General features: G+C 68.1%; 14 protein-coding genes. 7 read left to right on the top strand and 7 right to left on the bottom strand.

The genetic code is table 11. The annotated features are described in order from the left end of the window. Positions 1–3 precede the first annotated feature (3 nt). On the bottom strand, positions 4–1263 hold the full coding sequence (locus GGQ89_RS13300; RefSeq protein ID WP_184106128.1) for a M20/M25/M40 family metallo-hydrolase: 1260 nt from the start codon (positions 1261–1263) through the stop codon (positions 4–6). A 171-nt stretch (positions 1264–1434) separates the two neighbouring features. Here GGQ89_RS13300 and GGQ89_RS13295 point away from each other — a divergent pair, with 171 nt between their 5' ends. Beyond that, the gene (locus GGQ89_RS13295) at positions 1435–1812 is read left to right on the top strand and encodes a hypothetical protein (protein ID WP_184106127.1); all 378 of its coding nucleotides are present in this window, start codon (positions 1435–1437) and stop codon (positions 1810–1812) included. 76 nt (positions 1813–1888) lie between these two features. On the opposite strand, the gene GGQ89_RS13290 is transcribed toward GGQ89_RS13295, so the two are convergent. The 6 genes from GGQ89_RS13290 to GGQ89_RS13265 all read right to left on the bottom strand — a co-directional run bounded on the left by GGQ89_RS13290 (position 1889) and on the right by GGQ89_RS13265 (position 6062). Further along, the gene (locus tag GGQ89_RS13290) at positions 1889–2755 is read right to left on the bottom strand and encodes a manganese catalase family protein (protein WP_056434064.1); all 867 of its coding nucleotides are present in this window, start codon (positions 2753–2755) and stop codon (positions 1889–1891) included. 50 nt (positions 2756–2805) lie between these two features. Beyond that, complete coding sequence (locus GGQ89_RS13285) at positions 2806–3327, bottom strand: ferritin-like domain-containing protein (RefSeq protein ID WP_056434062.1); 522 nt, start codon at positions 3325–3327, stop codon at positions 2806–2808. Between the two features lie 25 nt (positions 3328–3352). Continuing rightward, positions 3353–4210, bottom strand: coding sequence for an SDR family oxidoreductase (locus tag GGQ89_RS13280; protein WP_076716881.1), 858 nt, complete (start codon positions 4208–4210; stop codon positions 3353–3355). Between the two features lie 75 nt (positions 4211–4285). Then, positions 4286–5110, bottom strand: a complete 825-nt coding sequence (locus GGQ89_RS13275) for a hydrolase 1, exosortase A system-associated (RefSeq protein WP_184106126.1) — start codon at positions 5108–5110, stop codon at positions 4286–4288. Continuing rightward, a complete protein-coding gene (locus tag GGQ89_RS13270; protein WP_184106125.1) occupies positions 5098–5793 on the bottom strand; it encodes an alpha/beta hydrolase family protein in 696 nt (231 codons plus the stop codon). The genes GGQ89_RS13275 and GGQ89_RS13270 overlap by 13 nt, the downstream gene beginning before the upstream one ends. Beyond that, positions 5790–6062, bottom strand: a complete 273-nt coding sequence (locus GGQ89_RS13265) for an acyl carrier protein (RefSeq protein WP_184106124.1) — start codon at positions 6060–6062, stop codon at positions 5790–5792. The genes GGQ89_RS13270 and GGQ89_RS13265 overlap by 4 nt, the downstream gene beginning before the upstream one ends. A 677-nt stretch (positions 6063–6739) precedes the next feature. On the opposite strand from GGQ89_RS13265, the gene GGQ89_RS13260 reads away from it, so the two are divergent. The 6 genes from GGQ89_RS13260 (at position 6740) to GGQ89_RS13235 (ending at position 14541) form a co-directional block, all read left to right on the top strand. Next, complete coding sequence (locus GGQ89_RS13260) at positions 6740–8230, top strand: AMP-binding protein (protein WP_184106149.1); 1491 nt, start codon at positions 6740–6742, stop codon at positions 8228–8230. Continuing rightward, on the top strand, positions 8227–9447 hold the full coding sequence (locus tag GGQ89_RS13255; protein WP_184106123.1) for a pyridoxal-dependent decarboxylase, exosortase A system-associated: 1221 nt from the start codon (positions 8227–8229) through the stop codon (positions 9445–9447). The genes GGQ89_RS13260 and GGQ89_RS13255 overlap by 4 nt, the downstream gene beginning before the upstream one ends. An 89-nt stretch (positions 9448–9536) precedes the next feature. Then, positions 9537–10181 carry an XrtA/PEP-CTERM system exopolysaccharide export protein gene (locus tag GGQ89_RS13250; RefSeq protein WP_056434045.1) on the top strand — a complete coding sequence of 215 codons (645 nt, stop codon included), beginning with the start codon at positions 9537–9539 and terminating at the stop codon, positions 10179–10181. A gap of 12 nt (positions 10182–10193) precedes the next feature. Beyond that, positions 10194–11705, top strand: a complete 1512-nt coding sequence (locus GGQ89_RS13245) for an XrtA system polysaccharide chain length determinant (RefSeq protein WP_184106122.1) — start codon at positions 10194–10196, stop codon at positions 11703–11705. 8 nt (positions 11706–11713) lie between these two features. Further along, positions 11714–12814: an AAA family ATPase gene (locus GGQ89_RS13240; protein ID WP_184106121.1), complete on the top strand. Its 1101-nt coding sequence runs from the start codon at positions 11714–11716 to the stop codon at positions 12812–12814. Further along, on the top strand, positions 12811–14541 hold the full coding sequence (locus tag GGQ89_RS13235; RefSeq protein WP_184106120.1) for a TonB-dependent receptor: 1731 nt from the start codon (positions 12811–12813) through the stop codon (positions 14539–14541). The genes GGQ89_RS13240 and GGQ89_RS13235 overlap by 4 nt, the downstream gene beginning before the upstream one ends. Positions 14542–14552 lie beyond the last annotated feature (11 nt).

Below are 14552 nucleotides of genomic sequence, written 5' to 3'. Positions count from 1 at the left end.
CGTTCAACGGCCGCCAAAGGTGACGAGGCTCTCCGCGCCGTCCGCCGCCACTGCCGAGACGCCGACGAAATGGTCGTCGACCGGCACTTGGGTCAGCACCGTCTTCGTCTCTGTCACGTCGCGCGACTCGCTCCACTGGGCGGTGTCGTTGCGCCGCCAGTGGACGCGGTAACGCACCGCGCCGGGCACCGCCGCCCATTCGACCTGCGTATCGCGGGATAGCGCGCCGCTGATCGTCACCTTGTCCGGCGCGGCCGGGGCGGCGGCCAGACGGCCCAGCGTGGCGATGTTGATGGCGGTCACCTTCGCCAGATAGGGGAAGTCCATCTTGTCGATGGTGTCGCCGAACGCGACCGCCCCTTCCTTGCGCAGGTCCTGGTGCTGCGCGTCCCAATCCTCGTTGGCGACCGAGAAGCGGACGGCGGGATAGCCGAGCTTCAGGAACGGTTCGTGATCGCCGCCGCGCCCGAAACGGTCGGGCCGCCGGTCGAGGAACACGTCGAGGCCTCCCAGCTTGTCGGCCACCCCGTCGATCGCCTTGGCCAGCGCGCGGCTGGGGCCGTCATCCTCACCGCCATTGCCGCGCCGCTGGATTTGTTGCGGCAGGTCTTCCGAGGCGCGGATACCCTCGGAAAAGACGCGGACCCAGCGTGCCTCGCGCACGCCGCCCTGGCCGAGCGTGTTGCCGACGATATCGTTGTTGAGCATCGCCGAGACGCGCCAATTCCGCGCCTTGGCCGTGTCGGCGAGCAGCGTTGCGCCCCACAGCCCCTGTTCCTCGCCCGAGAAGACCGCATAGACGATGGTCGCGTCGAACTGCTGTTTCGACAGATGGCGCGCGGCTTCCAGCACCAGCGCCACGCCCGAGGCATCGTCATTGGCGCCCGGCGCGTCCGAGGTCGCGTCCATCACATCGGTGACGCGGCTGTCGATATGCGCGCCGACGATGACCACACGGTTCGGGTCGCGCCCGCGCTGGATGCCCAGCACATCCTCGACCATCACGCCGTTCGGCGCGCGCGGACCGGTAAAGCGGCGGTTGATCCGCTCCACGGTGATGCACCCGTTACAGCCCTGGCCGATCGTCTCGAACTGCCTGGCCGCCCAGTCGCGCGCCGCGCCGATGCCACGCTTGGGATCGGTGGTGGTGGAGGCGGTGTGGCGCGTGCCGAAGCCGACCAGGGCTTCGACATCGGCCTTCAGCCGGGAGGGGGAGGGAGCGGCGGCGGGCGTCGCGGCGGCGAGCAGAAGCGGGAGGATCATCGCGCCAGACTGGCCGAGTGGCAATGCGCAGGCAAGTGCCGGATTTCGCGGGCAAAGCGGTTCCGCCCTGCTGTATCGGTGCCGGCAACTGATTGATCTGGATGGATTTATGGACCGCCACTGGCGTGTTCACGTTGGCCTTTGACGTATGACAGCGATGAAGGAACCATCATGAACGCCAAATCCGTCAGCCTGGGCCTTGGCCTGTTCTCGCTCGCCTTGGGAGCCGCCGAACTGCTTGCCTCCCGCCGCATCGCCGACCGTTTGTCGGTGCCGGGAGGGGCGGGAGCCGTCAAAGCCTATGGCGTGCGCGAGATCGTCGCCGGGGTCGGGCTGGTCCAGGCGCCTGCCCATTCGGCGCGGGTGTGGAACCGGGTGATGGGCGATCTGCTCGATCTGGGGACGCTGGCGGTGTCCGCGCGTCGTTCGCCGCGCGAGAAGGCGGTTTGGGGTGCGATCGGGTTCGTGGCCTTTGCCACCGCGCTTGACGTGCTGACCGCGCGGGCATTGGACCGCACGACGGGCAAGACGATACCGGTCGGGGCCTGACGCGAAAACCGCCCCGGACCGAACGGTTCGGGGCGGTCTTCTATTCCTCCCCTGCAAGGGGGAGGAATGTACCGGCCTACGCGACCGGCCGCTCGCCGATCTGTTCGGCCTGGGCGCCGCTGTCGGGACGGGCGGGGCCGAGCACCGGCTCTTCGCCCATCGGTTCGTTGCGGAACACGGTGAACTCGCCCCTGCCGTCGACGCTCGGTCCCTGGGTCCAGCGGCCCTCGGGATAGGTGCCGTCGACCGAGGTGACGAAGAAGTCGTAATTGTGATCCTGGCTCTCCTTCGCTTGTGGGAAGGAGTTGGGGATGGGTAGCGACGCCTGTTCGCCCAGTTCCTCGATCACGGCCAGCCATTGCTCCTGGTGCATGGTGTCGCGCGCGATCATGAAGTGGAGCATGTCCTTCATGCCCTGATCATGCGCGGCATTGTAGAGGCGGGTCGCCAGCACGCGGCCGGTGCTTTCGGCGGCGACATTGCAATACATGTCGGCGGCAATGTTCCCGCTGGCATAGATGTGGCTCATGTTGAACGGCACGCCGTCTGAGTCCGATGGATGCGCCGCCAGTCCGGTCGACAGGATATGCTTGTGCAGCGTTCCCTCGATCGCGTGGCGGGCATTGCCGCCGCCCATGACCGCGCCGACGATGCCGTCCGCCGCGCCTTCTTCCTGAAGCGAGGCGGGCGCCTTGTCGAGGTTGAGCGCGACGGCGGTCGCCAGCATCTCGATATGCCCGATCTCCTCGGTGGCAGTATGGAGCAGCATGTCGCGGTATTTGGGCGTCGGGGCACGGTTGCCCCAGGCCTGGAAGAAATACTGCATGCAGACGCGGATCTCGCCCTCCACGCCGCCGATCGCCTGTTGCAGCATACGCGCGAACAAGGGGTCGGGGCTTTCACAGCGGACGGGATATTGCAGGCGTTTGTCGTGATAATACATGATCGGCCTCGCTTTGTCGGAGATGGGGCTGGGTCGGTGATGGGGGGAAATCAGTGGCTGGCGGTTTCACCCGCCGCGCGCCGTTCGAGATAGCGGCGGGTCAGCGCGGCGTTGTTCTCGTCGACCCAGGCCGCCATCGACAGTTCTTCGTTCAGCGACTGGGTGAGCAGCGGCGTGGCGCTGCCGAAGCCGCCGACATCGGCGATGGTGATGAGCGACTTGTAACTGGCCGCCTCGAAATTCTCGAAGGCGAAGTTGGCAAAGCTGTTCTTCAGGATCTCGTCGGGCGCGAAGGTGTGGCCCAACGCCGCCATATTGCCCGAGAAGCTGAGCGCCGCGTCCTTCAGCATTGAGCGGCTTTCGTTGAAGCCGTCGAGAATATCCTCCAGCCGGACGATCTGCTGTTCGGTTTCGCCCCGATGCATCCGCAGGTGATCGGCGACATCCGGATAGTTGGACAGGTGATCGAGTTGCCGGTCGATCAGCGCCAGCGCCTGATGCTCGACGGCATGGGCGTTCTTCAGCCCGGCGACAAACACTGCCGCGACGACGTCATTGGGTAGGGTAGCCATGGATCATCGCTCCTTGGGTTGAGGATCAGAGGAAGGGGGTGCCGCCGGTGACGGGGATGGTCGCGCCGCTGATGTAGCTGGCCTCGCCGCTCGCCAGTAGGACGTAAGGGGGCGCGAGTTCGGCGGGTTGCGCGGCGCGGCCCATCGGCGTCTGCTCGCCGAAGCTCTTTACGGCTTCGGGTGGCATGGTGGAGGGGATCAGCGGGGTCCAGACCGGGCCTGGTGCCACCGCATTGACCCGGATGTTGCGCTCGGCGAGCATCTGGGCCAGCCCGGCGGTGAAATTGTGGATCGCGCCCTTGGTCGTCGCATAGGCGAGCAACTGCTGATTGGGCTTGTCGGCGTTGATCGAGGTCGTGTTGATGATCGACGCGCCTTCGCCCATGTGCGGCAGCGCGGCCTTCACCAGATAGAACATCGCGTGGATGTTGGTGGCGAAGGTGATTTCCCACTCCTCGTCGCTGATGTCCTCGACCGCCTGGAAGCTCGCCTGGTGCGCGGCGTTGTTCACCAGGATGTCGACGCGGCCGAACGTCTGTACGGCGCGCTCGACGATGGTGCGGCAATGCGCCGGATCGCTGACATCGCCGGGGATCAGCAGCGCCTTGCGGCCCGCCTGTTCGACCAGCCGCTGGGTCTCGGCGGCGTCTTCGTCTTCGGACAGGTACGAGATCACGACGTCCGCGCCCTCGCGGGCAAAGGCGATAGCGACCGCGCGGCCGATGCCGCTGTCCGCGCCGGTGATGATCGCCTTCTTGTCGGTCAGCTTGCCATGGCCGACATAGCTATGTTCGCCATGGTCGGGACGCGGGTCCATCGCCTCGGTCTGGCCGGGCATGTCCTGCTGTTGTTCGGGCTGGGGTGGGGTAGGGCGTTCGTTCATGGACCGTCTCTCCTTGCCCCATCCAATGGGCGGGGCAGGGAGGCGTTCCGGAAAAAATCCTGATCTTAAAACGCGTTAATCTGTATTTTCGAGTTCCGTGTCCCCGTCGTGCAAAGGCGTCGCTCCGTCCGATCCGGCCCGCGCCAGATGGGCGAGGATCACCTTTTCCAGCGCGTCCATCGCATCGGCATAGCTGTGCGAGTCCGTTGCCAGCGTCTCGATGGCAAAGCCGTGCCCGCGTGCGGCGGCGCGGAAGGCGACCCCGGTCGCATCGCCCTGCGCCACGATGATCGCCGCATCCTCGGCCCAGCCATGGATCGCGCGGATCAGCGGCGCGGCCGTTGCGTCGAGGGGCGGGGGGGCGGCGGCGATTTTGGTCAGCCCCTGGCGCAGCTTGCCCAGATCGACCGCACCGCGCGCCAGCCGCAGCCATTCGGCCGGGTTGACCAGCTTCTTCGCATAATGGCGGCGGATTGCGGCGGCGGGGGGCAGCGCGTCGGGTTCCTCCGACAACCACGGGTTGGAGAGCAGGACCTTGGCGAACCCGGCGTCCGCGCCGAACATCGCCAGCGCGGCGGCGGCATCGCAATTGCCGAAGCCGACGATCCGGCTCAGGTTCGCGGCATCGGCAAAGGCGTCGACGGCGGCAGCGATATCGGGGCCGCTCGATGTCCAGCCGCCATTGGCGCCCTCGCTGTCGCCGACACCGCGCCGGTCGAAGCGGAATACCGGATAGCCATGGGCCGCGATCCGTGCCGCCAGCATCGCCTGCCCCCGATGCGCGCCCATGCGCGGCTCGTTGCCGCCGGAGACGATCATCAGGCCGGTGTCGCGGTCCGCTTCGTCCAGCGTGCCGATCAGCGTCGCCCCCTCGCAGGGGAAGGAGATTAGCCTTCGCATGACGCGATCCACTGCGCGATATCCTCGGCCAGCAGGGCGGCGAGTGCGGGGTCTTCCTGCGGCTCGGCCCGGCGCCAGGGCGGGACCGCATCGATCACGCGGTCGGCGGGGGCACGGTCATGGCCCAGCCGCACGACGCGGCGCGGCACGCCCGGCTGGTCGTGGAGTTCGGCCCCCGCCAGCCCGGCGAGGAAATGCGGGGAAACCCGGTTGCCCGCGACCCGGACCGGCGACTCCGCGCCGAACACGCCATGTTCGTCGCCGCGCAGCCCCGCCGCCGCGCGTACCCGGATCACGTCGCGCAGCACCGCTTCGCCCGTCATCGGCGTCAGGTGCCAGCGCCCGGCCAGCAGCGCGAAGCCGTCGACCAGTGCGCCGCCCCGGATCGACACGGCGTAACAGGGCCGGTCGCCCAGCGCCTCCGCCGCCGCCTGATGCGCGTCGCGCCATTGCAGGATGCTGGCATTCTCGGTGGGGATCAGGCTCTCGCCCGTGCCCGGCCAGTCGGGCAGCGCGCCGCCGATGCCGTGATCGGCCAGCCGCCGCAGCATCGCGACCGCCACGCTGCGCGTCCGGTTCGCTTCCTCCCAGAAGGGCAATGCAACCAGCACGACCGGCCCCTGCGCCGGGCCGAAGCGCACCATCGCCTCGCGCCCGCCGGGCCAGTCATAATAGTCGATCAAGCGCCCGCCTTGGATTGCGCGAAGGCGACCAGCTGGCCGAACGTCTCCAGCATCTCACCGTCGACCTCGTCATCCTCGATCAGGATACCCAGGCGATCCTCCAACTCGGTCAGCACGCCCGCGACCGCCATCGAGTCCAGCTCGGGCAGCGCACCGAACAGCGGCGTGTCCGCGTCGAAACCGTCCACGCGCTCGGCCGACAGACCCAGCACATCGGCCAGTACGCCGCGCACTGCCGCTTCCACTTGCCCGTTTGTCTGGAGTTCCAAACCCTGTCGCCCTGCTCTTTGTAATGTTTGCGACAGCGTTAGTGCGGTGGGGGGCGTTGGGCAACGGGTGTTGGCGTGACGTTTGGTGTCCGAGCAAGCGTCGGAGACCCAGGCCCTCCCCCGACCCCTCCCGCCTGCGGGAGGGGAGAGGTGGGGGCAAGCGTAAGGCCAGGCAAAGCCCCCTCCCGCAGGCGGGAGGGGGTTGGGGGAGGGGAGGTGCTCGGTTTCCTGTCCTGACGCTGGTTGGTCGCGGCCGGTTCGGGTGTGGTGCTTTAGGAAAGAGCATGAGACCGAAGCCCTCCCCCGGCCCCTCCCGCCTGCGGGAGGGGAGAGGTGGGGGCCAAGCGCACGGCCAGACAAAGCCCCCTCCCGCAGGCGGGAGGGGGTTTGGGGGAGGGGCGGCGCTCGGTTTCTCTTTCCTGACGCTGATTGGTTGCGGCCGGTTCGGGTGTGGGATTTGGGGAAAGAGCATGAGACCCATGCCCTCCCCCGACCCCTCCCGCCTGCGGGAGGGGAGAGGTTTGGGGGCCAAGCGCACGGCCAGACAAAGCCCCCTCCCGCAGGCGGGAGGGGGTTGGGGGAGGGCTGGCGCCCGGTTTTCATTCTCGACGCTGATTGCATCCTCGACTGCGGGGCGCCCGCTCGACTTTGCCTTGTCCGCACTGATAGATGGCGCGATGACCATCGATCCGTCCGCGTATCCGATCGACCATGCCTTGCGCGGGGCGGGCGATGCCCCGGCGTTGCTCGGCCGTGAGGGCGGACTGAGCTTTGCCGAGGCGGAGGAGGCGGTCGCGCGTCTGGCCGGATGGCTGGCGGCACAGGGCTTTGCCCCCGGCGCACGGGTGGCGACGTGGCTGCCCAAGACGTGGCAATCCGCGCTGATGCCGCTGGCCGCACCGCGCGCCGGGCTGGTGCATGTGCCGATCAACCCGCTGCTGAAACGCGCACAGGTTGCGCATATCCTGTCCGACAGCGGGGCGGCGATGTTGCTGACCCATGCGCCCCGCGCCGCGACGCTGGCGGATGGCGATGTGCCCGGCGGCGTGGCGGTGATGACCGAGGCCGGACAGGGCGATGCGCTGCCCCGTTCGACGGCGGAGACGGATTCGCTGGCGGCGATCCTCTATACCTCCGGCTCGACCGGGCGGCCCAAGGGGGTGATGCTGAGCCATGCCAATCTCTGGTATGGCGCGATATCGGTCGCGCAGTATCTGAAGCTGACGCCCGACGACCGGGTGCTGGGTGTCCTGCCCTTCAGCTTCGACTATGGCCAGAACCAGCTTTTCTCGACCTGGGTCGCGGGGTGCGCGGTGGCGCCGCTCGACTATCTCACCCCGCGTGACGTGGTGAAGGCGGTCGTGCGTTACGGCGCGACGACGCTGGCGGGTGTGCCGCCGCTCTGGACGCAGTTGCTGGGCATCGACTGGCCCGAGGAAGCGATCGCCTCGATCCGGCGGCTGACCAATTCGGGCGGGGCATTGACGCCGCGACTGGTGCGGGGGCTGCGGGCCTTATTCCCGGCGGCGGATCTCTATGCGATGTACGGCCTGACCGAGGCGTTTCGCTCGACCTATCTCGATCCCGCATTGATCGACGCGCACCCCGATGCGATCGGCCGCGCCATTCCCTTTGCCGAGGTGATGGTGCTGCGCCCCGATGGCAGCCGGGCCGAACCGGGCGAGCCGGGCGAGCTGGTCCATGCCGGGCCGCTGGTCGCACAGGGCTATTGGCGTGATGCCGAGCGGACGGCGCAGCGTTTCCGCCCGACGCCGGATCATGCGCGCGCGGTCTGGTCGGGCGATACGGTGGTCGAGGGGGCGGACGGCCTGCTCCGCTTCGTCGGGCGCGATGACGAGATGATCAAGGTTTCCGGCAATCGGATCAGCCCGCAGGAGGTCGAGGAAGCCGCGCTGGCCGGTCACGAGGCACGCGAAGCGGTGGCGTTCGGCATTGCCGACGAAGCGCAGGGGCAGGCGATCGTCCTGATCCTCGCCGGTGATCCGGTGCAGGAGCCAAGCTTGCGCGCGCGGCTGAAGCGCGACCTTCCCAATTTCATGCAGCCGTCGCACATCGCCTGGGCCGACGCGCTGCCCCGCAACGCCAATGGCAAGCTCGACCGCGCCGCGCTGCGCCGGGACTGGGCCGAGAAGGATAGAGCGTCATGAAGCCGATGGGGCCGATCCCCCCCGAATTCGCCGCCCAGACCGGCGCGCTGACCATCGCCGGGCGGAGCGCCGAGACGTGGATGGAGGGCAGGGAAGGGCCGGTCTTCGTCTATGACCCGGCTATCGTCGCCAGCCGCGTCGCGCGGTTTCGCGCGGCATTCCCGTCGATCGACCTTCACTACGCGATCAAGGCCAATCCCTTCGTGCCGTTGCTGGCGGCGATGGCGGCGATGGTCGACGGGTTCGACGTCGCTTCGGCGGGCGAGCTGGCCAAGGTCGCGCCGCTCGGTAAGCCGGTCAGTTTCGCAGGCCCCGGCAAGCGCGATGCCGAACTGACCGCCGCCATCCGCGCGGGCGTGACAGTCAACCTGGAGTCGGAGGGTGAGGCGCGGCGTGCGCTCTCCATCTCGGAGGGGCTGGGCGTGCGTCCGCGTCTGGCGGTCCGGGTCAACCCGGATGTCGAACTGCGTGGCTCGGGCATGAAGATGGGCGGGCGCCCTTCGCCCTTTGGTATCGATGCCGAGCGGGTGCCGCCGCTGGTCCGCGAGCTGATCGTGGCGGGGGCCGACTGGCGCGGTTTCCACATTTATGCGGGCAGCCAGGCGCTCGATCCGCAGGCGATCATCGACACGCAAGGGGCGACCATCGCGCTCGCCGCGCGGCTGGCGGATGCAGCGGGGGCGACGCCGCCACTGGTCAACCTGGGCGGCGGGTTCGGCGTGCCCTATTTCGCAGGGGACAAGCCGCTGCCGGTGGAGACGGTCGGGGCGGCGCTGGAGCGGGCGCTGGCAACCCGGCCCGCCATTCTGGGCGACAGCCGTTTCGCGATCGAACTCGGCCGCTGGCTGGTCGCCGAGTCCGGCGTCTATCTGGCGCGGGTGATCGATCGCAAGGACAGCGGGGGGGAGACCTTCCTGATCCTCGACGGCGGGCTGCACCACCAGCTGGCGGCCAGTGGCAATTTCGGTACCGTCGTCCGGCGCAACTATCCGCTGGCGGTCGCCCATGCGATGGGGGCCGAGCCGGTCGAGACGGTGTCGGTCGTGGGGCCGCTCTGCACCCCGCTCGACCGGCTGGGCGACCGGGTCGCGCTCCCGGTGGCGCAGGTCGGCGATATCGTCGCGGTGTTTCTGGCCGGGGCCTATGGAGCCACCGCCAGCCCTTCGGCGTTTCTTGGCCATCCCCCCGCTGCTGAGACGCTCGGCGCACCGGCATAACGCTCTGTTCACCACTTGGGTGGCATAGCGACATTGCGCAATTTGCCTTTCGTCTCCGTATCCTGGGAGAGGAGGGGTTCAGGAGTACCATTCGCATGGCATCGTTCGCCCGCCCCCTCTTGATCGCAGGCCTTTGCGCCTCGACGCTGACCGCCTGTTCGACGGCCGGGACCAAGACCGAGCTGCCCTCGGCCGGTTATGTCGCACGCAAGGAACAGCCGGGCGAGGAATATGTCATCGGCCCGCTGGATACCCTGAACATCTTCGTATGGCGCAACCCGGACCTTTCGACCAAGGTGCAGGTGCGCCCCGACGGCCGCATCACCACGCCGCTGGTCAACGACATGCCCGCCGTCGGCAAGACGCCCGCCATGTTGCAGGACGACCTGAAAAAGGCGCTGTCCGAATATGTCTCCAACCCGATCGTGTCGGTAATCGTCGAGAATTTTTCGGGCACCTACAGCCAGCAGGTGCGGATCGTCGGCGCGACCGAGCGGCCCGCCTCCATTCCGTACCGCGCCAATATGACGCTGCTCGACGCGATGATCGCGGTGGGAGGGCTGAACCAGTTCGCGGCGGGCAACAAGGCCAAGCTGGTGCGCACCGACCGCGAGACCGGCAAGCAACGCGAATATGCGCTCCAGATCAACGATCTGCTCCGCAAGGGGGACTCGACGGCGAATGTCCGGCTGGAGCCGGGCGACGTCATCATCATCCCCGAATCGATGTTCTGAGGCAGCGGGCGCGTGTCGAGTATTCAGGACGAGATCCGGATCGCCCTCCATGCGATATGGATACGCCGCTGGCTGGCGCTGGCGGTGGCATGGGCGGTGTGCATATTGGGGTGGCTGTTCGTCGCCCAGATTCCCAGCAAATATGAATCCCGCGCGCGCATCGCGGTCCAGAATTCGCAGATCCTGCCCGACGGCATGTCGACCGGGCCGAACAGCCAGATGGATTCGGTCGACCGGGTCCGCCAGACGCTGATCTCGGCGATCAACCTGCAAAAGGTCGTGCGCGGCACCGATCTGGCCAGTACGGTGTCGAGCGACGCCGATGTCGCCGCGCGGGTCGCCCAGCTGGCGCAGTCGATCAAGATCGAGAACCAGCAGGACACCATCTTCCAGCTGACCGTCACCCAGTCCAGCCCCAAGCTGGCGCAGCAGGTTGCGCAGAAGCTGATCGACATCTTCGTCGAATCGAACCTGCTCGGCGATCGCAACACCACCAATCAGAGCCTGACCTTCCTCGACAAGCAGTTGAGCGAACGGCAGAAACAGCTCCAGATCGCCGAGGCCAAGCGCGCCCAGTATCTGAACCAGTTCGCGGGCGGCCTGCCGGGCAGCGGATCGGTCGCCGATCGGATCGGCCTGGCCCGTTCGCAGATGGCGCAGGTCGACAGCGATCTGGCGGCGGCGCAGTCCAGCTTCGCGGCGGTACAGGGTCAGCTGGCCGCCACCCCGCGCACGGTCAGCGAAGGCGGCGGCGCGGCGGTCGGCCCGGCGCGAGCGCGGCTGGCGACGCTCCAGGGCCAGCTCGCCGATGCCCGCGCGCGCGGCTATACCGAAAACCATCCAGACGTGATCGCGCTGCGCAACCAACTGGCCGCCGCACAGGCCGCGGCCAAGGCCGAGCCCGCCGGGGGCGTGGCAGGGGGGCAGCCCAATCCGCTCTACATGTCGCTCCAGTCGATGGCGGCGGAAAAACAGTCGCAGCTCGCCAGCCTGAAGATCCGCAAGAGCCAGTTGCAGAACGACCTCGACCGGTTGAACGCCAGCTTGGCGACCGATCCCGAGGCGGCCGCTGCGCAAGGTGCGATAGACCGCGATTATCAAGTCCTGAAAGACAGTTACGACCAGTTGCTGCGGCAGCGTGAGCAAGTGGCCCTGCGCGGTCAGGCGCAGAACCAGACCGACTCGATGCGGTTCAGCGTGATCGATCCGCCGACCTATCCGCGCGCACCGAGCGCACCCAATCGCCTGCTGCTCCTGACCGGGGTCTTCGCCGCCGGGCTGGGTCTGGGCGTGGGCTCGGCCTTTGCCCTGTCCAAGCTGCGCCAGACCTTCACCACCCCGCAATCCCTCCAGCGCACGATGGGCATGCCGGTGATCGGCGCGATCGGCGAGGTCGTGACGCGCGGCCAGGCGACGGCGCGGGCGCAGCGGCTGAAACTGTTCCTCGGCGGGACGGCGGCGCTGGGCGCGGCCTATGGGCTGGTCCTGGTTATCGAGCTATTGCAGCGGGGAATGGCCGCGTGAACGAAAACGTGAAACCCACCAGACCCCGCCGGGAACCGTCGCTGCTCGAACGCGCGGCGAACGTCTATGATTTCCAGTCCTATGTGCGTGTGCCCGAGGTGCGTGACGTGCCCGACGCGCCCGCGCCCACACCGCTGGCCGAGGAACCGGAACGGACGCCGCCCGCCCCGCCGGTCGACGCCCCTCTAATCGACGCCCTGCCGGTCGACGCTGCGCCGCCCGGCCCGGTGGCATATGACGATCCTGAGCCGTCCTATGCCGACCATCCCCCGTTCGATCCCTCGTTGAGCGGCATTCCGGCGGAGTTCCTGGCGCAGCCGGGCGACGACGAGTTTCTGGCGACCGAATATAGTCCGGGCTTTTCCGACGTCGCGATGGTCGACCGCGCGATGCTGGCGGAAAACGGCATGATCGTGCCCGGCGCGCCGATCGGCCCGCTGGCCGAGGAGTTCCGGCTGGTCAAGCGCCAGCTGATCATCACCAGCCAGCGGCTGGTCGAGGGCGGCGACGAGGACAAGGCGCGGGTCGTGCTGGTCTGTTCGGCCCGGCCGCAGGACGGCAAGACCTTCTGCTCGGTGAACCTCGCCCTGTCGCTGGCGGCGGAGCGCGATACCGAGGTGTTGCTGATCGACGCCGATGTCGCCAAGCCCGATGTGTTGGGGCGGCTGGGCCTCAGCGAGGGGCCGGGGCTGCTCGATGCGCTGGTCGATGGCAGCATCGATGTCGAATCGCTGGTGATGCGCACCGATGTGCCGCATCTGGCGGTGCTGCCCTGCGGCACCCGGACCGCCAATGATACCGAGTTGCTCGCCTCGGCCCGCACCCGCGCGGTCGTGCAGCGGCTGTTGTCGGCCAATCCGCGTCGTCTGGTGATCTTCGACTCGCCGCCTGTGCTGGCGGCGTCCCCCGCCTCGGTGTTGGCGATGCTGGCCGGGCAGGTGATGATGGTCGTCCGTGCGGACCGTACGCCCGAAAGCGAAGTCGGAGCCGCCATCGCGCTGCTCGATGCGTGCGACCATATCCAGCTGGTGCTGAACAGCGTCGCCTTCGTGCCGGGCAGCCGCCGGTTCGGCTATTACGGCAAATATGGCAAGGACGGCGCGCCGTGACGGTGACGCGGCCCGCCCTTGTCGGTCTGGTCTGGGTGCTGGCCGCCTGGCCGGGCGCGCTTTCCGCACAGGTTCAGGGCGTGCCGGTCGCGGGTGGTGCCGCCTCCACCGCGCAAGGCGATGGCTCGACCGAGCCGTCCGCCACCGATCGGGGCGACAATGGGCGCGGGGCGCGTACCAATGTGCCGCAGCGTCGCCGCGCGCATCTGGCCCCCTATGTCGAGGTCGGGCAAGGCCTGGTTGCCGACCTGACACGCGGCGATGCCGTCACCTATACGACGCTGGCGGCGGGCGTGAATGCCGAGGTGCAGACCGCGCGGGCGCAGGGGCAGGTCAGCTATCGCTACGAACACCGCATCGGCTGGGGCGACCGGGCCGTGGGCGGGGATATCCATAGCGGGCTGGCGAGAGGCTCCTATGCCATCACGCCAGAGCTGCGGCTGGAGGCGGGGGCGCTGGCGACCCGGACGCGCGCCGACATTCGCGGCGAGGCGCCCGGCGTGCTGGTCGGCAATATCGCCAACATCTCGCAAATCTATTCGGTCTTTGCCGGGCCTTCGCTGACCACGCGGGCGGGGCCGGTGCAGATCGGTGCGAATTACCGGCTGGGTTATACCCGTGCCGAGACGCCGGGTCTGGGCAGCGTGGCGGCCGATCAGCCTCGACTCGACTATTTCCGCGACAGCTGGAACCACGTCGCCACCGTCAGCGCCACGGCGCGGCCGGGGTCGATCGCGCCGGTCGGCCTGTCCGCCAACGCCGCCTATGAGCGCGACGATGCCGGGCAACTTTCGCAGCGTTACGAGGGCTGGTTCGTGCGCGGCGACGTGCTGAAGCCGATTTCGCCCTATGTCGCGCTGACCGCCGGTGTCGGTTACGAGCGGATCGAGTCGAGCCAGCGCGATCCCGAGGTGGATGCCGCCGGACGCCCGCTGGTCGACAGCCAGGGCCGCTTCATCACCAACCCTACGGGGCCGCGCCGGATCGCCTATCGTACGGACGGCGTCTATTACGACGCGGGCGTGATCTGGCGACCCGATCGCCGTACCTCGGTCGAGGCACATGTCGGCGAGCGTTACGGCTCGCTCAGCGTCACCGGCATGGCGCGCTATCAAGCAGCACGCGACATCGTGTTCCAGGCGGCGGTGTATGACGGCATCCAGACATTCGGCCGCCAGCTGCGCAACGGGCTGTCCAACCTGCCGACCAATTTCGTCGAGACGCGCGACGTCTTTGCGCAGCAGTTCAACGGCTGCACCTTCTCGGCGGGGGGGGCGTCGCCGGGCGGGTGCCTGAACGACGCGCTGCAATCGGTGCAGACCGCCGTCTACCGCGCGCGCGGGCTGGACATGGCGGTGTCCTATCAGCGGGGACGCTCCACGCTGGGGGCGGGGCTGGGCTATACCAGCCGACGCCTGTTCGCGCCGGACGGGGCGCCGGGCCTGATCGTCTCGGGCGTGCAGGACGACAGCTATTACGGCCAGATTTTCCTCGGCCGTGCCTTCGGTCCCAATTCGGGGCTTAACGTGAATGGCTTCGTTAACTATTACGTCTCTAGGTTGGCGGGGGCCGAGGACGTGGTATCGCTGGGGTCGACCGCCAGCTATTACCGCAACTTCGGTCGGCTCGGAACAACCGCGTCGGTTGGATTGTACCACTTCCAGGTCGGCGACCTGTCCAGTGCCCTGTCGGCACAGGCCCTGATCGCCGCACGGTATCAATTCTGACCGGCCGAAAG

The sequence above is a fragment of the Sphingomonas yabuuchiae genome (genome assembly GCF_014199595.1).
Taxonomy (GTDB): Bacteria; Pseudomonadota; Alphaproteobacteria; order Sphingomonadales; family Sphingomonadaceae; genus Sphingomonas; species Sphingomonas yabuuchiae.
Note: the sequence above shows the minus strand (reverse complement) of the source record. Positions and strands in the feature narration are given on the sequence as shown.

Coding starts and splice junctions, on each gene's coding strand:
- GGQ89_RS13300 (WP_184106128.1), bottom strand. CDS start 1,263: ATGATCCTCCCGCTTCTGCTCGCCGCCGCGACGCCCGCCGCCGCTCCC.
- GGQ89_RS13295 (WP_184106127.1), top strand. CDS start 1,435: ATGAACGCCAAATCCGTCAGCCTGGGCCTTGGCCTGTTCTCGCTCGCC.
- GGQ89_RS13290 (WP_056434064.1), bottom strand. CDS start 2,755: ATGTATTATCACGACAAACGCCTGCAATATCCCGTCCGCTGTGAAAGC.
- GGQ89_RS13285 (WP_056434062.1), bottom strand. CDS start 3,327: ATGGCTACCCTACCCAATGACGTCGTCGCGGCAGTGTTTGTCGCCGGG.
- GGQ89_RS13280 (WP_076716881.1), bottom strand. CDS start 4,210: ATGAACGAACGCCCTACCCCACCCCAGCCCGAACAACAGCAGGACATG.
- GGQ89_RS13275 (WP_184106126.1), bottom strand. CDS start 5,110: ATGCGAAGGCTAATCTCCTTCCCCTGCGAGGGGGCGACGCTGATCGGC.
- GGQ89_RS13260 (WP_184106149.1), top strand. CDS start 6,740: ATGACCATCGATCCGTCCGCGTATCCGATCGACCATGCCTTGCGCGGG.
- GGQ89_RS13255 (WP_184106123.1), top strand. CDS start 8,227: ATGAAGCCGATGGGGCCGATCCCCCCCGAATTCGCCGCCCAGACCGGC.